Here is a 23,264-nt window from a genome sequence, read left to right as displayed (position 1 = left end):
GGAGGCACTATGCTGCGTATCGCTCACCTTAATGCCCGTTATGCCGGACAGCCGGTGTTGCAGGATATCAATCTGCACCTGGACAGCCAGGAACTGCTGGTCGTGCTCGGCCCCTCCGGCTGTGGCAAAACCACGCTGCTGAATCTGGTGGCCGGATTCCTGCCGGTGGAGTCGGGCAGCATCACGCTGGATAACCAGCCGGTGATCGGGCCAGGCGCGGAGCGCGGCGTGGTGTTTCAGCATGAAGGGTTACTGCCGTGGCGCAACGTACTGGATAACGTTTCCTTTGGACTGCAACTGGCGGGGATGCCGCGCCAGGCACGTGAGGTCATAGCGCGGAAACTTATCAGGCAGGTCGGGCTGGAAGGGGCGGAAAAGCGCGCCATCTGGCAGTTGTCCGGCGGTCAGCGTCAACGGGTAGGTATTGCGCGCGCGCTGGCCACCGATCCGCAACTGCTGTTGCTGGATGAGCCGTTTGGCGCACTGGATGCTTTTACCCGTGAGCAGATGCAGACACTGCTGCTGACGCTGTGGCGCGACAGCGGTAAACAGATCCTGCTGATTACACACGATATAGAAGAGGCGATTTTCCTCGCCAGCGAACTGATTCTGCTGTCGCCTGGACCGGGCCGCATCGTGGAGCGGCTGCGGCCCGAATTTGGCCGCCGTTTTGCCGCCGGAGAGTCGTGCCGCAGCATCAAATCCGATCCGCAGTTTATCGCTCAGCGCGAATATGTGCTGAGCCGGGTGTTTGATCAGCGGGAGGCGTTTGCATGAGCGCGTTAATCCACGATAAGTCTCTGCCGATGCGCCGCAGGCTGCGCTGGCCATTTTCAACCGCCTTTACGCTGAGCGTGCTGAGCCTCTCTCTGCTGTTACTGCTCTGGTGGGGCGTCACCGCGCTGGGCCTGATTGCTCCGCTGTTCCTGCCGTCGCCGCAGCAGGTGTTCAGCAAGCTGCTGGTGATTGCCAGCGCGCAGGGCTTTATGGATGCCACGCTGTGGCAGCATCTGGCTGCCAGCCTGACGCGGATGCTGATTGCGCTGACGGCTGCTGCCGCTATCGGTATTCCGGTGGGGATTCTGATGGGCCTCAGCCCGGTCGCTCGCGGCCTGCTCGATCCGCTGATCGAGCTCTATCGCCCGATTCCGCCACTCGCCTATCTGCCGCTGATGGTGATCTGGTTCGGCATTGGTGAGACGTCGAAAATCCTGCTGATCTATCTGGCGATCTTCGCGCCCGTAACACTCTCTACCCTGGCCGGGGTGCGTAACACGCAGCAGGTACGGATTCGCGCCGCTCGCTCGCTGGGGGCTAACCGCTGGCAGCTGCTGCGCTGGGTGATCCTGCCGGGCGCGCTGCCAGAGATTCTGACCGGTCTGCGCATCGGGCTGGGAGTGGGCTGGTCAACGCTGGTGGCAGCGGAGCTGATTGCCGCCACGCGCGGCCTCGGTTTCATGGTGCAGTCAGCGGGAGAGTTTCTCGCCACCGATGTGGTACTGGCGGGTATCGCAGTGATCGCCTTTATCGCTTTTAGCTTAGAACTCGGGCTCCGCGCGTTACAGCGCCGTCTGACGCCCTGGAGTGGAGAACAGTCATGAATGAACGTCTCAGTTTTACCCCGCTTGGCCCCTATATCGGCGCGCAGGTCTCTAACCTGGATGTTTCCCGGCCATTAAGTAATGCGCAGTTTGAACAGCTTTACCATGGCCTGCTGCGTCATCAGGTGCTGTTTCTGCGTGACCAGAAGATGACGCCGGAACAGCACCGCGCACTGGCGATTCGCTTTGGCGACCTGCATATCCATCCGGTCTATCCCCACGCAGAAGGCGTTGAGGAGATAATCGTGCTGGATACGCATCGGGATAATCCGCCAGATAACGACAACTGGCACACCGATGTCACCTTTATCGACACGCCACCGGCTATCGCTTTACTGGCCTCAAAAGTGTTGCCGGAAGCGGGCGGTGACACACTCTGGACCAGTGGCATTGCGGCTTACGAGGCGCTTTCGGAACCTTTTAAGCAACTGCTGGCCGGGTTAAACGCCGAGCATGATTTCAAAAAGTCATTTCAGGAGTACAAGTACCGCAAAACCGAAGAGGAGCATCAGCGCTGGCAGCAGGCGGTGGCTAAGCATCCACCGGTGCAGCATCCGGTGATCCGTACGCATCCGGTCAGCGGCAAAAAAGCGCTGTTTGTGAATGAGGGTTTTACCACGCGGATTGTGGAGTTAAGCGAGAAGGAGAGTGATGCGCTGCTGGGCTTCCTGTTTGCGCATGCGACTAAACCGGAGTTCCAGGTGCGCTGGCGCTGGCAGCCAGACGATCTGGCAATCTGGGATAATCGGGTCACGCAGCATTACGCCAATGCCGACTACTATCCTGCCCGGCGGATCATGCAGCGGGCAACCGTGCTGGGGGATAAACCCCGTTAAATAAGAATCTCAGACTGCTGACAAACCCAGTCAGGGTTGCCCTGCCAGTAACGCATTAGCTAAAAGCGCAGGGAGAACGGACAGAGGAGGCAAGCGTCCCGCGCCTGGGACAAAAACGCCAGGCGTTTTTGAACAACGCAACGCGTTGGCCCGGCTACGGGCGCACCTCAGGGATGAGGTGCGTAATCGCGCGGGCCGAGCGGCCATGGAGGGTTTAAGCGACTTTCCGAACGGCGCGTTTTCCCTTCGCATGCTCGATCTCACCGCTGGCCGGGGCAGACTTTGTCAACAATCTCAATCTCCTCGCGAACGGGGAGATTGTTTTTATGAGGCCATCATCTGTTCGAGCTGTTCCTGGGCTTCCAGCCATGCCATCTCAACCTCTTCCAGCGCAGATTTACTCTCCGCCTGACGCTGCAGCGCGGCGGTCAGGTCCGCTTTACGGCTCTGATCATAAATCGCACTGTCTGAGAGCTGCGCTTCAGCATCGGCCAGCTGGCTCTGCCATTTGCTCATCTGCTTTTCCAGCTTCTCTATCTCTTTGCGTAACGGCTGCGTCTGGGTCCGCAGTTCGGCATCACGGCGCTTCTGGTCTTTACGCGCCTGGGCGCTGTTGCCGTTATCCTGCTTCGGCGCGGCATCCTGTTGCGCCTGCTGTTTCTGCAGATCGCTCAGCCACTGCTGATAATCATCAAGGTCGCCCTCAAACACATCCACTTTGCCATCATGAACCAGATAGAGATCGTCGGTGGTGGCGCGCAGCAGGTGACGGTCGTGCGAGACCACGACCAGCGCACCTTCGAAGTCGATCAGTGCTTCGGTCAGTGCCTGGCGCATATCGAGATCCAGGTGGTTGGTCGGTTCATCCAGCAGCAGCAGGTTAGGGCGCTGCCAGACAATCAGCGCCAGCACCAGTCGCGCTTTCTCACCGCCGGAGAAGCGTTCGGTGTTTTCAGTGACTTTATCGCCGCGGAAATCGAAGCCGCCCAGATAGTCACGCAGCTGCTGTTCCAGCACTTTAGGTGCTATGCGCGACAGATGCTGCAGCGGCGACTCATCAGCCCGCAGGTACTCCAGCTGATGCTGGGCGAAGTAACCGAGCTTGATCCCTTTCGCCAGCCCCATCTTGCCGTCCATCGCTTCCAGCTCACCCGCCAGAAGCTTGATCAGGGTCGATTTACCGGCACCGTTACGTCCCAGCAGGCCGATGCGCGATCCCGGCACCAGGTTGAGTTTGATGGCGTCGAGAATGATACGGTCGCCATAGCCCGCAGTGACCTTCTCCATTTTCATCAGCGGATTAGGCAGGTTCTCCGGCTTGCGGAAGGTGAAGCTGAACGGGTTATCGACATGGGCCGGCGCGATCATCTCCATGCGCTCCAGCATCTTGATGCGGCTCTGCGCCTGCCTGGCTTTGGTGGCCTGGGCGCGGAAGCGATCAATATAGCTGTGTAAATGCGCTACTTTCTCCTGCTGACTCTCATACAGCGCCTGCTGCTGAGCCAGTTTGGCGACACGCTGCCGCTCGAAGGAGCTGTAGTTGCCGGTGTATTCGAACATCGACTCCTGTTCGATATGGATAATTTTGTCGATGACCGGATCGAGGAAGTCACGATCGTGCGAGATCAGGATCAGCGTGCCTTCATAACTCTTCAGCCAGCGTTCCAGCCAGATGACCGCATCGAGATCGAGGTGGTTGGTCGGTTCATCCAGCAGCAGCAGATCGGAACGGCAAATCAGCGCCTGTGCCAGGTTAAGGCGCATACGCCAGCCACCGGAGAAATCGCTGACCGGACGCTGCAATTGTTCCTGACTGAAGCCCAGACCGTGTAGCAGGCTTGAGGCGCGTGCATGGATGCTCCACGCCTGCACCGCGTCCAACTGACCGTGCAACAGCGCAATGGCATTGCCATCGTCACGCAGATTGGCTTCCGCCAGTTCTGCTTCAAGCTGGCGATACTGGCGATCGCCATCAATCACATACTCCAGCGCGGCTTTATCCAGCGCAGGGGTTTCCTGATTCACCCAGGCCAGCGCCCAGTGTGTGGGGAACGTGACGGTACCGGCATCGCTGGTGATTTCACCTTTTAACAGCGACAGCAGCGTGGATTTCCCACAGCCGTTTTTACCCACCAGTCCGACCTTCTGGCCGGGATTAATGGTGGCGGTGGCATTGTCGAGCAGGACGCGGATGCCGCGGCGAATTTGTAAGGCTGAGAAGACAATCATGTAAGCGCCGTATCGTCAGAATATGTTAATTTACTGGCAACATAATGAGATTTTGCTGCGTCGTGCATGGTAGCGGAAAACCGCACCAATGACGACGCTTTGGAGGGAAAGGATGTCGCAGCCACCCAGAGTTTTGCTGCTTTATGCTCATCCGGAATCACAGGATTCGATCGCAAATCGGATTCTGCTACAGCCGGCTCAGGCACTGGAACACGTCACCGTGCACGATCTGTACGCGACCTATCCGGATTTTTTTATCGATATTCACTATGAACAACAGCTGCTGCGCGAACACGACGTCATCATTTTCCAGCATCCGCTCTATACCTATAGCTGTCCGGCGCTGCTGAAAGAGTGGCTGGATCGCGTTCTGTCACGCGGTTTCGCCAATGGTGTGGATGGCAATGCGCTGGAAGGCAAGTACTGGCGCAGCGTGGTGACGACCGGGGAACCGGAAAGTGCCTTTAAACAGCAGGGTCTGAACCGCTATTCGCTCAATGACATTATGCGTCCTTTTGAGCTGACCGCGCAGATGTGCCGTATGCACTGGATGCCACCGATGATCGTCTACTGGGCGCGTCGGCAGAGTCCGGAGTTAATGAAAAATTATGCCCGCGCCTATGGCGACTGGCTGGCAGCACCGCTGCCGAATGGAGGGGTATAGATGGAAGGGCAAACGCTGCTGACCGCCGGGGTGATTTATCTGGTCGCGGCGGTCTTGATTGTACCGGTGGCGGCTCGCCTCGGTATTGGTGCAGTTCTGGGCTATCTGGTGGCAGGTATCGCCATCGGCCCGTGGGGATTAGGCTTTATCAGCGACGTCGATGAGATTCTCCACTTCTCTGAGCTCGGCGTGGTTTTCCTGATGTTTATTATCGGGCTGGAGCTGAACCCGGCAAAGCTGTGGGCGCTGCGCCGCTCCATTTTTGGCGTCGGCGCGGCGCAGGTGATCTTCTCAGCGGCTATTCTGGGCGGCTTATTGTGGCTGACCAACTTTAGCTGGCAGGCGGCAATCATCGGCGGGATTGGTCTGGCGATGTCTTCGACCGCCATGGCGCTGCAGCTGATGATGGATAAGGGCATGAACCGCAGCGAAGCGGGGCAACTGGGCTTTTCGGTGCTGCTGTTTCAGGATATCGCGGTCATCCCGGCACTGGCGCTGATCCCGCTGCTGGCCGGCACCGACAGCGGTCACATAGACTGGATGAAGGTCGGCATGAAAGTGCTGGCGTTTGCCGGCATGCTGGTGGGCGGACGCTATCTGCTGCGGCCGATCTTCCGTTACATCGCGGCATCAGGCGTGCGCGAAGTCTTTACCGCAGCGTCGCTGCTGCTGGTACTGGGTTCCGCGCTGTTTATGGATGCGCTCGGGCTGTCGATGGCGCTGGGCACCTTTATTGCCGGGATCCTGCTGGCAGAAAGTGAATACCGGCATGAGCTGGAAGTCGCTATCGACCCGTTTAAGGGTCTGCTGCTGGGCCTGTTCTTTATTTCGGTGGGCATGGCGCTCAACCTCGGTGTGCTCTATACCCATATTGTGACCATCCTGCTGGGCGTGGTGACGCTGGTGGCAGTGAAAACGCTGGTGCTCTATCTGCTGGCGCGCATTTATGGCCTGCGCAGTTCCGAGCGTCAGCAGTTCGCGGGCGTGCTGAGTCAGGGCGGCGAGTTTGCCTTTGTCCTCTTTTCAGCGGCCTCGTCGGCAAAGCTCTTCTCAGGCGATCAACTGCCGATGCTGCTGGTGACGGTGACGCTGTCGATGATGACCACGCCGTTGCTGATGAAGGGTATCGACCGACTGCTGGCACGCCGCTTTAATGAGCCGGACGAAAATGCAGAGAAACACTTTGTCGAAGATGATCAGCCGCAGGTGATTGTGGTGGGCTTTGGTCGCTTCGGTCAGGTGATCGGCCGCCTGCTGATGGCGAACAACACACGCATTACCGTGCTGGAGCGCGATATCAGTGTGGTGAGTCTGATGCGTAAATATGGCTACAAGGTCTATTACGGTGATGCCACCGAGCTGGAGTTACTGCGTGCCGCCGGTGCAGCCAGCGCCCAGTCGATTGTAATCACCTGTAATGAGCCGGAAGATGTGATGACTCTCGTGCATCTGTGCCAGCAGCATTTTCCGCACCTGCAGATTCAGGCGCGCGCCCGGGGCCGTGTGGAAGCGCATGAGCTGCTACAGGCAGGGGTCACGCAGTTCTCACGTGAGACCTTCTCCAGTGCGCTGGAGCTGGGCCGTAAGACATTGATGTCGCTGGGGATGCATCCTCATCAGGCGCACCGTGCTCAGCAGCATTTTCGCCGGCTTGATATGCGGATGCTGCGCGAGCTGGTGCCAACGCTCTCTGAAAGCGCGGCGCAGGCCTCACGCGTCCGTGAAGCGCGGCGTGAACTGGAAGATATCTTCCAGCGCGAAATGCAGCGCGAAAAGCGGCAGATCGACGGCTGGGACGATGATCAATAACCTTTTTAAACAGGCAGAACCTAATGCGTAAACGTTTTATTGCTGGTGCGACATGCCCGCACTGCCAGGAGAAGGACACGCTGGCGATGTGGCGTGAAAACAATGTCGATGTGGTGGAGTGCGTAAAGTGTGGTCACCAGATGCGTGAGGCAGATAAGCAGGCGCGCGAGCAGGTTCGGACCAATGAGCAGGTTATCGGCATTTTCCATCCTGAATAGCGTAATCGGGCAGCTTTTTTTACGCTTAAACTTACAGCGGGATTGAATTCCGTTACAATTGACGCCATTAAGGCTGAAGTCGCAAGAGAAAGTGAAACCCCTCTTGCACTCAACCCCGAACCTTTCTGGTTGGTGTTATTGCACGCAAAAATAGACCAATGAGACGGGATCTCAGCTCTCAACGGTTAGGAGATATCATGAAAGTAGCAAAAGACCTGGTGGTAAGCCTGGCCTATCAGGTACGTACAGAAGACGGCGTGTTGGTTGATGAGTCACCGGTGAGTGCACCGTTAGACTACCTGCACGGTCATGGTTCCCTGATTTCTGGTCTGGAAAATGCGCTGGAAGATCACGTTGCCGGCGACAAGTTTGACGTGCATATCCCGGCAAACGATGCTTACGGTCAGTACGATGACAACCTGGTGCAGCGTGTGCCTAAAGACGTCTTCATGGGCGTTGATGAACTTCAGGTTGGCATGCGCTTCCTGGCAGAGACCGATCAGGGTCCGGTACCGGTAGAAATCACCGAAGTGGAAGACGATCACGTCGTGGTTGATGGTAACCACATGCTGGCGGGTCAGAACCTGAACTTCAACGTTGAAGTGGTCGCTATCCGTGAAGCCACACCGGAAGAACTGGCTCATGGCCACGTTCACGGTGCAGATGGTCATCATCATGACCACGATCACGGCCATGATCACGACCACGACCACGGTAAAGGCGGTTGTGGTACTGGCGGTTGCGGCTGCAGCCACTAACTCTCAACAGAGCTCTAAAGGCCACCTCCGGGTGGCCTTTCTTTTGGCTGTCACTCTGGTTCTGACCGGCTAACCGGAGCCAGATAGCCCACGATCAGTAGTGCGGGGGCGGGATCTCTTCAGACTGTGAGGCGACGATCGAGGGCGCATTCGCTTTGAGCTTGTCGGTTAAGATGCGCATCTGCTCACGCATCTTATTCATCTCCAGCTCATGCTGAACCACTGCGCTGTTCAGCTGATCTATCGTCATCTCCTGAAAGGCCAGTTTGCTCTCTAACGTCTCCAGACGCTGTTCCCACTCAGATTGTTGCATGACCTGTTCCTCTGTTAAGGTGCGACTCGGGGCGTGATTCTACGACCTGAAGGCCAGGAATCACCTGTTTTTTTTACGCCCGGAGGCGTTGCGCTTGAAAAAAGCCAGCGCGGCATCATCTCTGATGAAACTTCCCGATGTTATAAAGGTCGGAGGTAGACCGGGTAATTACATTGTGGGAGTGTTCGACACTGCCACGTAAAGTTATAGTGTGGGCCCTGAAGTCCGCAATGTTTCCCGAGGTTAGACGCTTCGGTTTTGGAGAATGGATGAAATCACTGTTTAAAGTCACATTGTTAGCTACCACCATGGCTGTTGCGCTGAATGCATCAATGGCAATGGCAGCAGACACCGCTGCGGCGCCACAGGCTGCACCAGCTGCCGCGCCACAGTCCGCGCCTCAGGCACCTAAGAATGCTGCTTTCAAAGATGAAGACCAGCAGTCTGCCTACGCACTGGGTGCTTCACTGGGTCGCTACATGGACAACTCCCTGAAGGAACAGGAAAAACTGGGCATCAAACTGGATAAGCAGCAGCTTATTGCGGGTGTTCAGGATGCGTTTGGTGGCAAGAGCAAACTGTCTGACGAAGAGATTGAGCAGACGCTGCAATCCTTTGAAGGCCGCGTGAAAGGCGCAGCCTCAGCGAAAATGGAAAAAGATGCGAAAGAGAACGCCGAAAAGGGCGACGCTTTCGCGACCAAATTTGCTAAAGAGAGCGGCGTGAAGAAAACCGAAAGCGGCCTGTTGTATAAAGTTGAGAAAGAGGGTACCGGCGACGCACCTAAAGACAGCGACACTGTCGTGGTGAACTACAAAGGTACGCTGATCGACGGTAATGAATTCGACAACTCTTATACCCGTGGCGAGCCACTCTCGTTCCGTCTGGACGGTGTTATCCCAGGCTGGACTGAAGGTCTGAAGCACGTGAAGAAAGGCGGCAAGATCAAGCTGGTGATCCCACCGAATCTGGCTTATGGCAAAAATGGCGTTCCGGGCATTCCGGCTAACTCCACTCTGATCTTTGATGTTGAACTGCTTGATATCAAACCCGCGCCTAAAGCAGATGAAAAAGCACAGGCCCCTGCGCCTGCTGCTGCAGAAAAAGCGCAGTAATCTGCTGACCGCCGCCTCAGGGCGGCGGTTTCATTTTAGCTTCACGACAAACCTCTGGCATAAGCCGACGACATTTGCCAGACTAATGCCTGCCTAATTATCCCAATATTGAGTCTGCCCATAAGCCGCTGTGACAGGCTCCAGCCATTCAGGGTGATACTCTTCAATGTCTAATCCATTCAATCCGGGTGAACTGAGCGACTTCGATCTTCTGGAGCAGCGCCCGTTCGAAGAAACTGATTACGATATTCTGAAATCGTACGAGGCTGTCGTGGATGGCCTGGCGATGTTGATCGGCTCGCATTGTGAAATCGTCCTGCATTCGCTGGAAGATCTGAAGTGTTCGGCCGTGCGTATCGCCAATGGTGAGCACACGGGTCGTAAAGTCGGTTCGCCGATTACCGACCTGGCCCTGCGTATGCTGCATGATATGCATGGCGCGGACAGCAACGTGTCACGTGCCTATTTCACGCGTGCCAAAAGCGGCGTGCTGATGAAGTCAGTCACCATTGCGATTCGCAACCGTCAGCAACGGGTTATTGGCCTGCTTTGCATCAACATGAATCTTGATGTGCCGTTCTCACAGATCATGTCGACCTTTATGCCGCCCGAGATGCAGCAGGTTGACTCCAACGTCAACTTTGCCAGTTCGGTCGATGATCTGGTGATGCAGACACTGGAGTTCACCATTGAAGAAGTCAGCGCTGATCGCAATGTGTCGAACAATGCCAAGAATCGCCAGATTGTGCTCAACCTGTATGAGAAGGGAATCTTCGATATCAAAGATGCCATCAACCAGGTGGCCGATCGGCTGAACATTTCGAAGCACACCGTTTATCTCTACATCCGCCAGTTTAAAAATGGCGACTTTCAGGGACAGGATCGGTAATGCGCTATACCCTGCTGGTCACCGGCCCGGCTTACGGTACGCAACAGGCGACCAGTGCATATCTGTTTGCCCGTGCACTGCTGACGGCAGGTCATCAGCTTGACAGCGTTTTCTTTTATCGCGAAGGCGTGTTGAACGCTAATCAGCTGACCGCACCGGCCAGTGATGAGTTTGATCTGGTGCGCGCGTGGCAGGCATTACATCAGGAGCAGGGTGTGGCACTGAACATCTGTGTAGCGGCTGCGCTGCGGCGTGGCGTCAGCGATCAGCAGGAAGCGGCCCGACTCCAGCTGGCGGGCAGTAACCTGCAGCCAGGCTTTACGCTGAGTGGCCTGGGTGCGCTGGCGGAAGCGGCGCTAAGCTGTGAACGCGTGGTGCAGTTCTGATGAATCGTGTCGCATTTGTCTTTACCCAGGCGCCGCATGGCAGCAGTGCAGGGCGCGAAGGGCTGGATGCCGCGCTGGCTACGGGTGCACTCAGTGAAGATATCGGCCTGTTTTTTATTGGTGATGGCGTGCTGCAGCTCAATCTGCACCAGCAGCCTGAGGCGATTAAGAGTCGTCACTATGCCGCGACCTTTGGCGTGCTGACGCTGTATGACATTGAACAGTGCTATCTCTGCCGGGCATCGCTGATAGCGCGTGGATTAGCGGTTGACGCTGACCGGTTGCTGGATGTTACGCTACTGGACGCGCCGGAGCTGCGGCAGACGCTGGCCAGCTACGATCGCATTCTGACTTTTTAAGAGACGTTAATGCTGCACACCTTAATGCATTCACCCGCATACTGTGACCTCGAAACCCTGCTTTTAATCGCGGGTGAGGGTGATGACCTGCTGCTGCTGCAGGATGGCGTGCTGGCTGCCTTAGCGGGCAGTCGCGCACTGATGCGGCTGTCAGAATGTGAAGCCACGCTGTGGGTGCTGGATGAAGATGTTCAGGCTCGCGGTCTTGCTGGACAAATTTCGACCAGTGTGCAGTCAATAGACTATACTGGCTTTGTCACGCTAACGATCAGGCATCAGCAACAAATGGTCTGGTAATCGGCTAAAACCTGGTTATTTCTTGACACCCCTTTGACTCAGCCCTAAAATTCTGCCTCCTCGTAATTCTACGAGGCGATTTATTACGTGTTTACGAAGCAAAAGCAAATCCAGGAGCTATTTAATGGCAACAGTTAACCAGCTGGTTCGCAAACCACGCGTCCGCAAAGTTGCAAAGAGCAACGTGCCGGCGCTGGAAGCTTGCCCGCAAAAACGTGGCGTTTGTACTCGTGTGTACACCACCACTCCTAAGAAACCAAACTCCGCACTGCGTAAAGTCTGCCGTGTGCGTTTGACCAACGGTTTTGAAGTTACCTCCTACATCGGCGGTGAAGGTCATAACCTGCAGGAACACTCCGTGATCCTGATCCGTGGCGGTCGTGTAAAAGACCTGCCAGGTGTGCGTTACCACACCGTTCGTGGCGCGCTGGACTGCTCAGGTGTTAAAGACCGTAAGCAGGCTCGCTCCAAGTACGGCGTGAAGAAGCCAAAGGCTTAATGGTTCTCCGTTAAGTAAGGCCAAACGTTTTAAATTAAATGTCATAATAAACTCATAGAGTTTTGGACAATCCTGAATTAACAACGGAGTATTTCCATGCCACGTCGTCGCGTCATTGGTCAGCGTAAAATTCTGCCAGATCCTAAGTTCGGATCAGAGCTGCTGGCCAAATTTGTAAATATCCTGATGGTAGATGGTAAAAAATCTACTGCAGAATCAATCGTTTATACCGCGCTTGAGACCCTGGCTCAGCGTTCAGGTAAAAACTCCCTGGAAGCCTTTGAAGTAGCGCTGGAAAACGTGCGTCCGACTGTCGAAGTTAAGTCACGTCGCGTTGGTGGTTCTACTTATCAGGTACCAGTTGAAGTCCGTCCGGTTCGTCGTAATGCCCTGGCAATGCGCTGGATCGTAGATGCTGCTCGTAAACGCGGTGATAAATCAATGGCTCTTCGCCTGGCGAACGAACTTTCTGATGCTGCAGAGAACAAAGGTACTGCAGTTAAGAAACGTGAAGACGTTCACCGTATGGCTGAAGCCAACAAGGCGTTCGCACACTACCGCTGGTAACAGTCGCGTAGTTGTTAAACCAGCGGGCGCCCAGAGGGCCAACCCGCTGGGGTTGACTAATTTTGAACGTCCGAAAAACCGAGGAATCAAATGGCTCGTAAAACACCCATTGCTCGCTACCGTAACATCGGTATCAGTGCGCACATCGACGCCGGTAAGACTACCACTACCGAACGCGTTCTGTTCTACACCGGTGTAAACCACAAAATCGGTGAAGTACATGACGGCGCAGCAACCATGGACTGGATGGAGCAGGAACAGGAACGTGGTATTACCATCACTTCCGCTGCGACCACCTGTTACTGGTCTGGTATGGCCAAGCAGTTTGAACCACACCACATCAACATCATCGACACCCCAGGACACGTTGACTTCACCATCGAAGTTGAACGTTCTATGCGTGTGCTTGATGGCGCGGTAATGGTTTACTGTGCAGTTGGTGGCGTTCAGCCACAGTCTGAGACCGTATGGCGTCAGGCTAACAAATATAAAGTTCCACGCATTGCGTTCGTTAACAAAATGGACCGCATGGGTGCTAACTTCCTGAAAGTTGTTAACCAGATGGAAGTTCGTCTGGGCGCAACTCCAGTTCCTCTGCAGCTGGCTATTGGCGCAGAAGAGAAATTCACCGGTGTTGTTGACCTGGTGAAAATGAAAGCAATCAACTGGAACGACGAAGATCAGGGTGTGACCTTCGTTTACGAAGATATCCCAGCTGATATGCAGGAACTGGCTGAAGAATGGCGTGCAAAGCTGGTTGAAGCCGCTGCTGAAGGCTCTGATGAGCTGATGGAGAAATTCTTCGGTGGTGAAGAACTGACTGAAGAAGAGATCAAAACCTCTCTGCGTAAGCGTGTTCTGAACAACGAAATCATCCTGGTAACCTGTGGTTCTGCATTTAAGAACAAAGGTGTTCAGGCGATGCTGGATGCAGTTGTTGAATATCTGCCAGCACCGACTGACGTAACCGCGATCAACGGTATGCTGGACGACGGTAAAGACACGCCGGCTGTTCGTCACTCAGACGACAACGAGCCGTTTGCTGCACTGGCGTTCAAAATCGCTACTGACCCGTTTGTAGGTAACCTGACCTTCTTCCGCGTTTACTCTGGTGTTGTTAATACGGGTGACACCGTGTTCAACCCGGTTAAGTCAAACCGTGAGCGTTTGGGCCGTATCGTTCAGATGCACGCTAACAAGCGTGAAGAGATCAAAGAAGTCCGTGCGGGTGATATCGCAGCTGCAATCGGCCTGAAAGATGTGACCACTGGTGACACCCTGTGTGACCCAGAGAACGTCATCATCCTTGAGCGCATGGAATTCCCGGAGCCGGTAATCTCTATCGCCGTTGAACCAAAAACCAAAGCTGACCAGGAAAAAATGGGTCTGGCTCTGGGCCGTCTGGCGAAAGAAGACCCATCATTCCGTGTATGGACTGATGAAGAATCTAACCAGACCATCATCGCCGGTATGGGTGAATTGCACCTCGACATCATCGTTGACCGCATGAAGCGTGAGTTCAACGTTGAAGCAAACGTGGGTAAACCACAGGTTGCTTACCGTGAAGCGATTCGTAACAAAGTTACCGATGTTGAAGGTAAACACGCCAAGCAGTCTGGTGGTCGTGGTCAGTACGGTCATGTTGTTATCGACATGTACCCACTGGAGCCAGGTTCGAATCCGAAAGGCTATGAATTTGTCAACGACATCAAAGGTGGTGTGATTCCTGGTGAATACATCCCTGCGGTTGACAAAGGTATCCAGGAGCAGCTGAAATCAGGCCCTCTGGCGGGTTATCCGGTGGTGGATCTGGGCGTGCGTCTGCACTTCGGTTCTTACCATGATGTCGACTCCTCAGAGCTGGCGTTTAAACTGGCCGCGTCTATTGCCTTCAAACAAGGCTTTAAACAAGCGACACCTGTTCTGCTTGAGCCTATCATGAAGGTTGAAGTTGAAACGCCAGAAGAGAACACGGGCGATGTCATCGGTGACCTTAGTCGTCGTCGTGGTATGCTCAAAGGGCAGGAATCTAACGCTACTGGCGTTCAGATTCACGCTGAAGTTCCGTTGTCTGAGATGTTCGGATACGCAACTCAGCTGCGTTCTCTGACCAAAGGTCGTGCTTCTTACTCCATGGAGTTCCTGAAGTATGACGATGCGCCGAACAACGTAGCGCAGGCCGTTATTGAAGCTCGTAGCAAATAAGCTACGGTTTAAATTTGAACTGATGCCTTCACCCAGATGGTGAAGGCACAACGTAAGGAATTATCGCCATGGCGAAAGAGCAATTTCAGCGTAACAAACTGCACGTAAACGTGGGCACCATCGGTCACGTCGACCACGGTAAAACCACCCTGACTGCAGCTATTACCACCGTACTGTCTAAAACTTACGGCGGCCAGGCTCGTGCATTCGATCAGATCGATAACGCACCAGAAGAGAAAGCTCGTGGTATCACCATCAACACTTCACACGTTGAGTATGAAACCCCGACTCGTCACTACGCACACGTTGACTGCCCAGGCCACGCCGACTATGTGAAAAACATGATCACCGGTGCTGCGCAGATGGACGGCGCGATCCTGGTTGTTGCTGCGACTGATGGCCCGATGCCACAGACCCGTGAGCACATCCTGCTGGGTCGTCAGGTTGGCGTTCCTTACATCATCGTGTTCCTGAACAAATGTGACATGGTTGATGATGAAGAGCTGCTGGAACTGGTAGAGATGGAAGTTCGTGACCTGCTGTCAGCATATGACTTCCCAGGCGACGACACCCCAATCGTTCGTGGTTCTGCGCTGAAAGCGCTGGAAGGCGAAGCTGAGTGGGAAGCGAAAATCATCGAACTGGCTGAGCATCTGGACAACTACATCCCAGAACCACAGCGTGCGATCGACATGCCGTTCCTGCTGCCAATCGAAGACGTCTTCTCAATCTCTGGCCGTGGTACTGTTGTTACCGGTCGTGTTGAGCGCGGCATCGTTAAAGTCGGCGACGAAGTTGAAATCGTAGGTATCAAAGATACTGCGAAATCAACCTGTACCGGTGTTGAGATGTTCCGTAAGCTGCTGGACCAGGGTCAGGCAGGCGAAAACTGTGGTGTTCTGCTGCGCGGTATCAAGCGTGAAGACATCCAGCGTGGTCAGGTTCTGGCTAAGCCAGGCTCAATCAAGCCACACACCCAGTTCGAGTCAGAAGTTTACGTTCTGTCTAAAGACGAAGGTGGTCGCCATACTCCGTTCTTCAAAGGCTATCGTCCACAGTTCTACTTCCGTACAACTGACGTAACCGGCTCAGTAGAGCTGCCAGAAGGCGTTGAAATGGTCATGCCAGGCGACAACATCAAAATGGTTGTTACCCTGATCCACCCAATCGCGATGGACGAAGGTCTGCGCTTCGCAATCCGCGAAGGTGGCCGTACCGTTGGCGCGGGTGTTGTTGCTAAAGTTATCGCTTAATTGTGCTATCTGCTGTGGTCGTGCAAACGGCCACTGCAACACAGTAAAAAGAGCACTTCGGTGCTCTTTTTTTTGCTCAGAAATCGACATAACCCTGTAAAGCGTGGGTTTGAAATAAAAACGATTCGCATTTACACTGTGTACAGAAAATGTACCCGAGTGATGAATCAATGTACGTCTGCCTGTGTAATGCCATCAGTGATAAAACCCTTCGTGAAGTTGTGCGTCGCTATCAGCCCAAATCTATTCAGCAACTGCGCCAGTTTGTACCGGTAGGCAAACAGTGTGGCAAATGCGTTCGTGCTGCGCGCGAGATTATGGATGAAGAGATGCAGCATGCCCCGCTCTATAAAGAGATAGCCTGACTGACCCTGGATGTGTGAATACCCACAATATCTGTCGCGTTTTTTTGACTTCTTTTTAACCACATCTACGCTCTAATAAATCAGACGCGGAGGGTTAACAATGAAGGGCGATATCAAAGTTATCAGTCATCTCAATAAACTGCTTGGAAATGAACTGGTTGCCATCAATCAGTATTTTCTGCATGCACGCATGTTTAAAAACTGGGGGCTAACGCGCCTCAACGATGTGGAGTACCACGAATCGATCGACGAGATGAAGCATGCGGACAAGTACATTGAACGCATTCTCTTTCTTGAGGGAATTCCAAATCTTCAGGATCTGGGACGTCTGCGTATCGGCGAAGACGTTGAGGAGATGCTAAGTTCAGACCTGAATCTGGAGCTGGAAGGCGCTAAAGATCTGCGTGAGGCCATTTCCTATGCTGACAAGGTACATGACTATGTCAGTCGTGACATGATGATTGAAATCCTGGCTGATGAAGAGCATCACATCGACTGGATTGAAACGGAACTTGAGCTAATCCAGAAGATGGGTATCCAGAACTATCTGCAGGCTCAAATCAAAGAAGAGTGAATCGGGTCTGCAACACGATCATTACCCAGCCCGCAATGGCCAGGAAAGGGCCAAACGGCAGCGGGCTGTTCACCTGAATTAAACCGCGTAGTTTCAGCATCACGATTGCCGTCAGCGCCAGAAAAGTGGCACCCAGTGCAATCCAGGGTAGCGCCTGCCATCCACAACATGCGCCCAATGCCGCGAAAAGCTTCATATCACCATAACCTAATCCTTCATGCCCCCGAACCTGCCGATAACTCCAGGCGAGCAGCCACAATGTACAGTAGCCCGACAAGGCACCCCATATCGCCGCACTCTCTGTCCCAAAGATGGCTGCATGTAGTAACCCCAGCCAGAGCAGCAGATAGCTGAGCGGGTCAGGTATACAGAAGTGCTGACGGTCAATAACCGCTATCAGTAGCAGCAGGCTGGAGGCAGTGATAACAAAAGTAGCGTCTGCAGCCCTGTCAAAACTATTCAGTACCAGCAGGCAAAGCATTGCAACTAGCCATTCACTGATAAAGCTTTCCGCACCGAACGGATGATGACAGAAGCGGCACCAACCTCTTAACCGTGGCCAGCTAATCAGTGGCAGCGCATCACGCCATAGCAGGCGTTGCTGACAACAATCACACCGTGAACCGGGAAAGCAGAGTGCGATAAACCACTGAGCGGGTGAGAGGGCGGGTGAGAAGCGTACCCAGGCCAGCGAAAGAAAGCTTCCCAGTGCGCCTCCGCCAGCAAGTGCTACGAATTGAGTAATCAGTGACATGATGTTGCTCCGGATGAGAAGTTAAAAGCACTTTCATCGGCTTCTCATTCTGTGTCACCTATGGATAAATAACGGCGGAAAAGTGCTCACAAAAAAATTTGTGACTTAACCGCTCTGCAGCACTGCGACGCGACGCGTGCCGCAAGAACCGGCCACTATTTAACAGGGAAAACCGCAACACGGGTTGCTTCCTGAACAGATTTACGTATAATGCGCGGGCCTGCAGATATTGCAGGCGCGATTCGAGCAGAATCGCAGACGGCTGAAATATAGGCCGCCTGACAATACTCCCAATTGGGGAGTTATATGCTGAACGATTACACTCTCCCATCAATCGTAATGGGTTCGAGTAGTAATTTTTTTCGTCTATAAAAAGTTTGGAGCTCTGGTCTCATGCAGAACCAAAGAATCCGTATCCGTCTTAAAGCGTTTGATCATCGTCTGATCGATCAATCAACCGCGGAAATCGTTGAGACCGCCAAGCGCACTGGTGCGCAGGTTCGTGGTCCAATCCCGCTGCCAACCCGCAAAGAGCGTTTTACTGTTCTGATCTCTCCGCACGTTAACAAAGATGCGCGTGATCAGTACGAAATCCGCACTCACAAGCGTCTGGTAGACATCGTTGAGCCAACTGAAAAAACGGTTGATGCTCTGATGCGTCTGGATCTGGCTGCCGGTGTTGACGTGCAGATCAGCCTGGGTTAATCAGGTCATCGAGCGATTGAGAGGTTGAAACAATGATTGGTTTAGTCGGTAAAAAAGTGGGCATGACCCGCATCTTCACTGAAGATGGCGTTTCTATCCCCGTCACCGTAATCGAAGTTGAAGCGAACCGCGTTACTCAGGTCAAAGGCCTGGAAAACGACGGTTACCAGGCAATTCAGGTTACCACCGGTGCTAAAAAAGCAAACCGTGTGACCAAACCTGAAGCTGGTCATTTTGCTAAAGCTGGCGTTGAAGCTGGCCGTGGCCTGTGGGAATTCCGCACCGCTGAAGGTGAAGAGTATTCTGTAGGTCAGAGCATCAGCGTTGAGATTTTCGCTGAAGTTAAGAAAGTTGACGTAACCGGTACCTCTAAAGGTAAAGGTTTCGCCGGTACCGTTAAGCGCTGGAACTTCCGTACCCAGGACGCTACTCACGGTAACTCCTTGTCTCACCGCGTTCCGGGTTCTATCGGTCAGAACCAGACTCCGGGCAAAGTGTTCAAAGGCAAGAAAATGGCAGGTCAGCTGGGTAATGAGCGCGTAACCGTTCAGAGTCTGGACGTAGTACGTGTTGACGCTGAGCGCAACCTGCTGCTGGTTAAAGGTGCAGTTCCCGGTGCTACCGGTAGCGACCTGATCGTTAAACCAGCTGTGAAGGCGTAAGGGGATAGCAATGGAATTAGTATTGAAAGACGCGCAGAGCGCGCTGACTGTTTCCGAAACTACCTTCGGTCGTGATTTCAACGAAGCGCTGGTTCACCAGGTTGTTGTTGCTTACGCATCTGGCGCCCGCCAGGGTACTCGTGCGCAGAAAACTCGCGCCGAAGTAACCGGTTCAGGCAAAAAGCCATGGCGTCAAAAAGGCACCGGCCGTGCGCGTGCAGGTTCTGTAAAGAGCCCAATCTGGCGTTCAGGTGGCGTGACCTTTGCTGCGAAGCCGCAGGACCACAGTCAAAAAGTTAACAAAAAGATGTACCGCGGCGCGCTGAAAAGCATCCTGTCCGAACTGGTACGTCAAGATCGTCTGATCGTTGTCGAATCATTTGCTGTAGAAGCACCGAAAACCAAGCTGCTGGTACAGAAACTGAAAGACATGGCTCTGGAAGACGTGCTGATCATCACCGGTGAACTGGATGAGAATCTGTTCCTGGCTGCGCGTAACCTGTACAAGGTTGACGTGCGTGATGCATCCGGTATCGATCCAGTTAGCCTGATCGCCTTCGACAAAGTCGTTATGACTGCTGATGCAGTTAAGCAAGTTGAGGAGATGCTGGCATGATCCGTGAAGAACGTCTGCTGAAAGTACTGCGCGCGCCGCACGTATCTGAAAAAGCATCTAGCGCGATGGAAAAAACCAATACCATCGTTCTCAAAGTTGCTAATGACGCGACCAAAGCAGAGATCGTTGCTGCTGTTGAGAAACTGTTCGAAGTAGAAGTTAAAGACGTAAACACCCTGGTAGTTAAGGGCAAAGTTAAGCGTCAAGGACAGCGTATCGGTCGTCGTAGCGACTGGAAAAAAGCTTACGTCACCCTGAAAGAAGGCCAGAATCTGGACTTCGCTGGCGGCGCTGAGTAAGTCGGAGGAGAAAGACAATGGCAGTTGTTAAATGTAAACCGACATCTCCGGGTCGTCGCCATGTAGTTAAAGTGGTAAACGCGGAGCTGCACAAGGGCAAACCATTTGCCCCGCTGGTAGAAAAAAACAGCAAATCCGGTGGCCGTAACAACAATGGTCGTATCACTACCCGTCATATCGGTGGTGGTCACAAGCAGGCTTACCGTATTGTTGACTTCAAACGCAACAAAGATGGTATCCCGGCAGTTGTTGAACGTCTTGAGTACGATCCGAACCGCTCTGCGAACATCGCACTGGTTCTGTACAAAGACGGCGAGCGCCGTTACATCCTGGCCCCTAAAGGCCTGAAAGCCGGCGACCAGATCCAATCTGGCGTTGATGCTGCGATCAAAGCAGGTAACACTCTGCCGATGCGTAACATCCCGGTGGGTTCAACCGTGCATAACGTAGAAATGAAACCAGGCAAAGGCGGTCAGATTGCTCGCTCAGCTGGTGCTTACGTGCAGATCGTTGCGCGTGAAGGTTCTTACGTTACCCTGCGTCTGCGTTCAGGTGAAATGCGTAAAGTCGAGTCTGACTGCCGCGCAACACTGGGCGAAGTCGGCAACGCTGAGCATATGCTGCGCGTTCTGGGTAAAGCTGGTGCAGCCCGTTGGCGTGGTGTTCGTCCGACCGTTCGTGGTACCGCGATGAACCCAGTTGATCACCCGCACGGTGGTGGTGAAGGTCGTAACTTTGGTAAGCACCCGGTAACTCCGTGGGGCGTTCAGACCAAAGGTAAGAAGACCCGTAGCAACAAGCGTACTGATAAATTTATCGTACGTCGCCGTAGCAAATAATATTAGAGGATAAGCCATGCCACGTTCTCTCAAGAAAGGTCCTTTTATTGACCTGCACTTGCTGAAGAAGGTAGAGAAAGCGGTGGAAAGCGGTGACAAGAAGCCTTTGCGCACTTGGTCCCGTCGTTCAACGATCTTTCCTAACATGATCGGTTTGACCATCGCTGTCCATAATGGTCGTCAGCACGTTCCTGTCTTTGTTTCCGACGAAATGGTTGGTCACAAACTGGGTGAATTCGCGCCGACACGTACTTATCGCGGTCACGCGGCTGATAAAAAAGCCAAGAAGAAATAAGTAGGAGGAAGAGATGGAAACTTTAGCTCAACATCGCCACGCTCGTTCTTCTGCTCAGAAGGTTCGCCTTGTTGCTGACCTGATTCGCGGTAAGAAAGTGTCGCAGGCACTGGACATTTTGACCTACACCAACAAGAAAGCGGCTGTACTGGTCAAAAAAGTTCTGGAATCTGCCATTGCTAACGCCGAACACAACGATGGCGCTGATATCGACGATCTGAAAATCACGAAAATTTTCGTTGATGAAGGTCCGACCATGAAACGCATTATGCCGCGTGCCAAAGGTCGTGCAGATCGCATCCTGAAGCGCACCAGCCACATTACTGTGGTTGTGTCCGATCGCTGAGACTCTGGAGACTAGCAATGGGTCAGAAAGTACATCCTAATGGTATTCGCCTGGGTATTGTAAAACCATGGAACTCTACCTGGTTTGCGAACACCAACGAATTCGCTGACAACCTGGACAGCGATTTTAAAGTACGTCAGTTCCTGACTAAAGAACTGGCTAAAGCATCTGTCTCTCGTATCGTTATCGAGCGTCCAGCGAAGAGCATCCGTGTGACTATTCACACCGCTCGTCCGGGCATCGTTATCGGTAAGAAAGGCGAAGATGTAGAAAAACTGCGCACGGTCGTCGCGAAAATCGCTGGCGTTCCTGCACAGATCAATATCGCCGAAGTCCGCAAACCGGAACTGGACGCGAAACTGGTAGCTGACAGCATTACTTCACAGCTGGAGCGTCGTGTGATGTTCCGTCGTGCTATGAAGCGTGCAGTTCAGAACGCCATGCGTCTTGGCGCGAAGGGTATTAAAGTTGAAGTTAGCGGCCGTCTGGGTGGCGCTGAGATCGCACGTACCGAATGGTATCGTGAAGGTCGCGTGCCATTGCACACACTGCGTGCTGACATTGACTACAACACCTCTGAAGCGCACACCACTTATGGTGTAATCGGCGTTAAGGTATGGATCTTCAAAGGTGAGATCCTGGGTGGTATGGCTGCTGTTGAACAACCGGAACCGGCTGCTCAACCTAAAAAGCAGCAGCGTAAAGGCCGTAAGTAAGGAGAGTCGCTGATGTTACAACCAAAGCGTACGAAATTCCGTAAGGTGCACAAAGGCCGTAACCGCGGTCTGGCTGCGGGTACGGATGTCAGCTTCGGTACTTTCGGTCTGAAAGCTGTTGGCCGTGGTCGTCTGACTGCTCGTCAGATCGAAGCAGCACGTCGTGCTATGACCCGTGCAGTTAAGCGTCAAGGTAAGATCTGGATCCGAGTATTCCCGGACAAACCGATCACCGAGAAGCCGCTGGAAGTGCGTATGGGTAAAGGTAAGGGTAACGTAGAGTATTGGGTTGCCCTGATCCAGCCTGGTAAAGTCCTGTATGAAATGGACGGCGTACCAGAAGAGCTGGCCCGTGAAGCATTCAAGCTGGCAGCAGCAAAACTGCCTATCAAAACCACCTTTGTAACTAAGACGGTGATGTAATGAAAGCAACTGAGCTGCGTGAAAAAAGCGTTGAAGAGCTGAACACTGAGCTGCTTAATCTGCTGCGTGAGCAATTTAACCTGCGCATGCAGGCAGCATCTGGCCAACTGCAGCAGACTCATCTGCTGAAACAGGTTCGCCGTGATGTTGCACGCGTTAAGACTTTACTGACTGAGAAGGCGGGTTCGTAATGACCGATAAAATCCGTACTCTGCAGGGTCGTGTAGTAAGTGACAAAATGCAGAAATCTGCAGTTGTCGCTATCGAACGTTTCGTGAAACACCCGATCTACGGCAAATTCATCAAACGTACGACCAAGCTGCACATCCATGACGAGAACAATGAATGTGGAATTGGTGACGTGGTAGAAATCCGCGAATGCCGTCCACTGTCCAAGACTAAATCCTGGACCCTGGTTCGCGTAATCGAGAAAGCGGTTCTGTAATAAGAATTGTTTTTTCTGAGGAAACCCTCTGCTTCGGCAGGGGGTTTTTTTTTACCTTTTATTCTGACTTGATCCATTTGTGCCTGCGGCAGAGCAGATTTGATGGCGCTCACAAATTTAGGGAATGGCGAGGATTAAGCTGCGACTCTTCAGGCGATGTGACCTGAAAGCTCCAGTCTGTTGAGGCCGGAGTTATCATAACTGTACAAGGAAATGTGCCGTGGAAA

General features: G+C 53.6%; 32 protein-coding genes. 29 read left to right on the top strand and 3 right to left on the bottom strand.

Annotated features, from left to right (window positions below):
• Positions 1-9 precede the first annotated feature (9 nt).
• Genes tauB through tauD form a run of 3 tightly spaced genes read left to right on the top strand, consistent with a single transcriptional unit; the run spans position 10 to position 2,437 of the window.
• Entirely contained in the window at positions 10-777 is a 768-nt protein-coding gene (tauB, locus tag AC6I8J_RS16920) for a taurine ABC transporter ATP-binding subunit (protein WP_285087319.1), read from the top strand.
• Positions 774-1,601, top strand: a complete 828-nt coding sequence (gene tauC / locus AC6I8J_RS16915; RefSeq protein ID WP_161733638.1) for a taurine ABC transporter permease TauC — start codon at positions 774-776, stop codon at positions 1,599-1,601. Before tauB ends, tauC begins: the two co-directional genes overlap by 4 nt.
• Positions 1,598-2,437, top strand: a complete 840-nt coding sequence (tauD, locus tag AC6I8J_RS16910) for a taurine dioxygenase (RefSeq protein ID WP_497825583.1) — start codon at positions 1,598-1,600, stop codon at positions 2,435-2,437. The genes tauC and tauD overlap by 4 nt, the downstream gene beginning before the upstream one ends.
• 324 nt (positions 2,438-2,761) lie before the next feature.
• Here tauD and AC6I8J_RS16905 read toward each other — a convergent pair whose 3' ends face one another.
• On the bottom strand, positions 2,762-4,666 hold the full coding sequence (locus AC6I8J_RS16905; protein WP_161733634.1) for an ABC transporter ATP-binding protein: 1,905 nt from the start codon (positions 4,664-4,666) through the stop codon (positions 2,762-2,764).
• A gap of 112 nt (positions 4,667-4,778) precedes the next feature.
• Here AC6I8J_RS16905 and kefG point away from each other — a divergent pair, with 112 nt between their 5' ends.
• The 4 genes from kefG (at position 4,779) to slyD (ending at position 8,115) form a co-directional block, all read left to right on the top strand.
• Positions 4,779-5,330 carry a glutathione-regulated potassium-efflux system ancillary protein KefG gene (gene kefG / locus AC6I8J_RS16900; protein ID WP_033784144.1) on the top strand — a complete coding sequence of 184 codons (552 nt, stop codon included), beginning with the start codon at positions 4,779-4,781 and terminating at the stop codon, positions 5,328-5,330.
• Complete coding sequence (gene kefB, locus AC6I8J_RS16895) at positions 5,331-7,139, top strand: glutathione-regulated potassium-efflux system protein KefB (protein WP_161733632.1); 1,809 nt, start codon at positions 5,331-5,333, stop codon at positions 7,137-7,139.
• 23 nt (positions 7,140-7,162) lie between these two features.
• Positions 7,163-7,357 (top strand): YheV family putative zinc ribbon protein, encoded by a 195-nt coding sequence (locus tag AC6I8J_RS16890; protein ID WP_161733630.1) that lies wholly within the window; start codon positions 7,163-7,165, stop codon positions 7,355-7,357.
• A 197-nt stretch (positions 7,358-7,554) separates the two neighbouring features.
• Complete coding sequence (slyD, locus tag AC6I8J_RS16885) at positions 7,555-8,115, top strand: peptidylprolyl isomerase (protein ID WP_161733628.1); 561 nt, start codon at positions 7,555-7,557, stop codon at positions 8,113-8,115.
• Between the two features lie 94 nt (positions 8,116-8,209).
• On the opposite strand, the gene AC6I8J_RS16880 is transcribed toward slyD, so the two are convergent.
• Positions 8,210-8,428 carry a SlyX family protein gene (locus AC6I8J_RS16880; RefSeq protein WP_161733626.1) on the bottom strand — a complete coding sequence of 73 codons (219 nt, stop codon included), beginning with the start codon at positions 8,426-8,428 and terminating at the stop codon, positions 8,210-8,212.
• Between the two features lie 269 nt (positions 8,429-8,697).
• Here AC6I8J_RS16880 and fkpA point away from each other — a divergent pair, with 269 nt between their 5' ends.
• The 11 genes from fkpA (at position 8,698) to bfr (ending at position 16,937) form a co-directional block, all read left to right on the top strand.
• Positions 8,698-9,543, top strand: a complete 846-nt coding sequence (fkpA, locus tag AC6I8J_RS16875) for an FKBP-type peptidyl-prolyl cis-trans isomerase (protein WP_253420218.1) — start codon at positions 8,698-8,700, stop codon at positions 9,541-9,543.
• A gap of 166 nt (positions 9,544-9,709) precedes the next feature.
• On the top strand, positions 9,710-10,432 hold the full coding sequence (locus AC6I8J_RS16870; protein ID WP_013359249.1) for a helix-turn-helix transcriptional regulator: 723 nt from the start codon (positions 9,710-9,712) through the stop codon (positions 10,430-10,432).
• The gene (gene tusD, locus AC6I8J_RS16865) at positions 10,432-10,818 is read left to right on the top strand and encodes a sulfurtransferase complex subunit TusD (protein WP_161733624.1); all 387 of its coding nucleotides are present in this window, start codon (positions 10,432-10,434) and stop codon (positions 10,816-10,818) included. Before AC6I8J_RS16870 ends, tusD begins: the two co-directional genes overlap by 1 nt.
• Entirely contained in the window at positions 10,818-11,177 is a 360-nt protein-coding gene (gene tusC / locus AC6I8J_RS16860) for a sulfurtransferase complex subunit TusC (RefSeq protein ID WP_161733622.1), read from the top strand. Before tusD ends, tusC begins: the two co-directional genes overlap by 1 nt.
• Before the next feature lie 9 nt (positions 11,178-11,186).
• The gene (gene tusB, locus AC6I8J_RS16855; RefSeq protein ID WP_161733620.1) at positions 11,187-11,474 is read left to right on the top strand and encodes a sulfurtransferase complex subunit TusB; all 288 of its coding nucleotides are present in this window, start codon (positions 11,187-11,189) and stop codon (positions 11,472-11,474) included.
• Positions 11,475-11,598: 124 nt separating this feature from the next.
• Positions 11,599-11,973 carry a 30S ribosomal protein S12 gene (gene rpsL / locus AC6I8J_RS16850; RefSeq protein ID WP_003852912.1) on the top strand — a complete coding sequence of 125 codons (375 nt, stop codon included), beginning with the start codon at positions 11,599-11,601 and terminating at the stop codon, positions 11,971-11,973.
• 96 nt (positions 11,974-12,069) lie between these two features.
• Positions 12,070-12,540: a 30S ribosomal protein S7 gene (gene rpsG / locus AC6I8J_RS16845; protein ID WP_009087603.1), complete on the top strand. Its 471-nt coding sequence runs from the start codon at positions 12,070-12,072 to the stop codon at positions 12,538-12,540.
• Positions 12,541-12,630: 90 nt separating this feature from the next.
• Positions 12,631-14,745, top strand: coding sequence for an elongation factor G (fusA, locus tag AC6I8J_RS16840; protein WP_033734130.1), 2,115 nt, complete (start codon positions 12,631-12,633; stop codon positions 14,743-14,745).
• A 68-nt stretch (positions 14,746-14,813) separates the two neighbouring features.
• Entirely contained in the window at positions 14,814-15,998 is a 1,185-nt protein-coding gene (gene tuf / locus AC6I8J_RS16835) for an elongation factor Tu (RefSeq protein WP_105099977.1), read from the top strand.
• A 170-nt stretch (positions 15,999-16,168) separates the two neighbouring features.
• Complete coding sequence (gene bfd / locus AC6I8J_RS16830) at positions 16,169-16,363, top strand: bacterioferritin-associated ferredoxin (protein WP_033784140.1); 195 nt, start codon at positions 16,169-16,171, stop codon at positions 16,361-16,363.
• 100 nt (positions 16,364-16,463) lie between these two features.
• Positions 16,464-16,937 (top strand): bacterioferritin, encoded by a 474-nt coding sequence (bfr, locus tag AC6I8J_RS16825; protein WP_013359241.1) that lies wholly within the window; start codon positions 16,464-16,466, stop codon positions 16,935-16,937.
• Here bfr and AC6I8J_RS16820 read toward each other — a convergent pair.
• Positions 16,924-17,691: a prepilin peptidase gene (locus AC6I8J_RS16820; protein ID WP_222924924.1), complete on the bottom strand. Its 768-nt coding sequence runs from the start codon at positions 17,689-17,691 to the stop codon at positions 16,924-16,926. The genes bfr and AC6I8J_RS16820 overlap by 14 nt on opposite strands.
• Before the next feature lie 393 nt (positions 17,692-18,084).
• Between AC6I8J_RS16820 and rpsJ the strand changes: the two genes are divergently transcribed.
• From rpsJ to rpsQ, 11 genes are read left to right on the top strand one after another with little or no spacing between them, the layout of a single operon-like run.
• The gene (rpsJ, locus tag AC6I8J_RS16815; protein ID WP_001181005.1) at positions 18,085-18,396 is read left to right on the top strand and encodes a 30S ribosomal protein S10; all 312 of its coding nucleotides are present in this window, start codon (positions 18,085-18,087) and stop codon (positions 18,394-18,396) included.
• Positions 18,397-18,428: 32 nt separating this feature from the next.
• Positions 18,429-19,058, top strand: coding sequence for a 50S ribosomal protein L3 (gene rplC, locus AC6I8J_RS16810; RefSeq protein ID WP_003850712.1), 630 nt, complete (start codon positions 18,429-18,431; stop codon positions 19,056-19,058).
• Positions 19,059-19,068: 10 nt separating this feature from the next.
• The gene (gene rplD, locus AC6I8J_RS16805) at positions 19,069-19,674 is read left to right on the top strand and encodes a 50S ribosomal protein L4 (RefSeq protein WP_003850711.1); all 606 of its coding nucleotides are present in this window, start codon (positions 19,069-19,071) and stop codon (positions 19,672-19,674) included.
• Positions 19,671-19,973 (top strand): 50S ribosomal protein L23, encoded by a 303-nt coding sequence (rplW, locus tag AC6I8J_RS16800; RefSeq protein WP_003850708.1) that lies wholly within the window; start codon positions 19,671-19,673, stop codon positions 19,971-19,973. The genes rplD and rplW overlap by 4 nt, the downstream gene beginning before the upstream one ends.
• Positions 19,974-19,990: 17 nt before the next feature.
• The gene (rplB, locus tag AC6I8J_RS16795; RefSeq protein WP_008927137.1) at positions 19,991-20,812 is read left to right on the top strand and encodes a 50S ribosomal protein L2; all 822 of its coding nucleotides are present in this window, start codon (positions 19,991-19,993) and stop codon (positions 20,810-20,812) included.
• Positions 20,813-20,828: 16 nt separating this feature from the next.
• Positions 20,829-21,107 carry a 30S ribosomal protein S19 gene (gene rpsS / locus AC6I8J_RS16790; protein ID WP_001138115.1) on the top strand — a complete coding sequence of 93 codons (279 nt, stop codon included), beginning with the start codon at positions 20,829-20,831 and terminating at the stop codon, positions 21,105-21,107.
• A gap of 13 nt (positions 21,108-21,120) precedes the next feature.
• Complete coding sequence (gene rplV, locus AC6I8J_RS16785) at positions 21,121-21,453, top strand: 50S ribosomal protein L22 (RefSeq protein ID WP_008927136.1); 333 nt, start codon at positions 21,121-21,123, stop codon at positions 21,451-21,453.
• Positions 21,454-21,470: 17 nt separating this feature from the next.
• Positions 21,471-22,169, top strand: coding sequence for a 30S ribosomal protein S3 (gene rpsC, locus AC6I8J_RS16780; protein WP_008927135.1), 699 nt, complete (start codon positions 21,471-21,473; stop codon positions 22,167-22,169).
• Between the two features lie 12 nt (positions 22,170-22,181).
• The gene (gene rplP / locus AC6I8J_RS16775; protein ID WP_008927134.1) at positions 22,182-22,592 is read left to right on the top strand and encodes a 50S ribosomal protein L16; all 411 of its coding nucleotides are present in this window, start codon (positions 22,182-22,184) and stop codon (positions 22,590-22,592) included.
• A complete protein-coding gene (gene rpmC, locus AC6I8J_RS16770) occupies positions 22,592-22,783 on the top strand; it encodes a 50S ribosomal protein L29 (protein ID WP_003850146.1) in 192 nt (63 codons plus the stop codon). Before rplP ends, rpmC begins: the two co-directional genes overlap by 1 nt.
• Positions 22,783-23,037 carry a 30S ribosomal protein S17 gene (gene rpsQ / locus AC6I8J_RS16765; RefSeq protein WP_003850147.1) on the top strand — a complete coding sequence of 85 codons (255 nt, stop codon included), beginning with the start codon at positions 22,783-22,785 and terminating at the stop codon, positions 23,035-23,037. Before rpmC ends, rpsQ begins: the two co-directional genes overlap by 1 nt.
• The last annotated feature ends 227 nt before the right edge of the window (positions 23,038-23,264 follow it).

The organism is Pantoea sp. X-Soil-ISGK-355, from assembly GCF_059730805.1.
The sequence above is the reverse complement of the archived record's forward strand: the minus strand, read 5'-3'. Positions and strand labels throughout refer to the sequence as shown.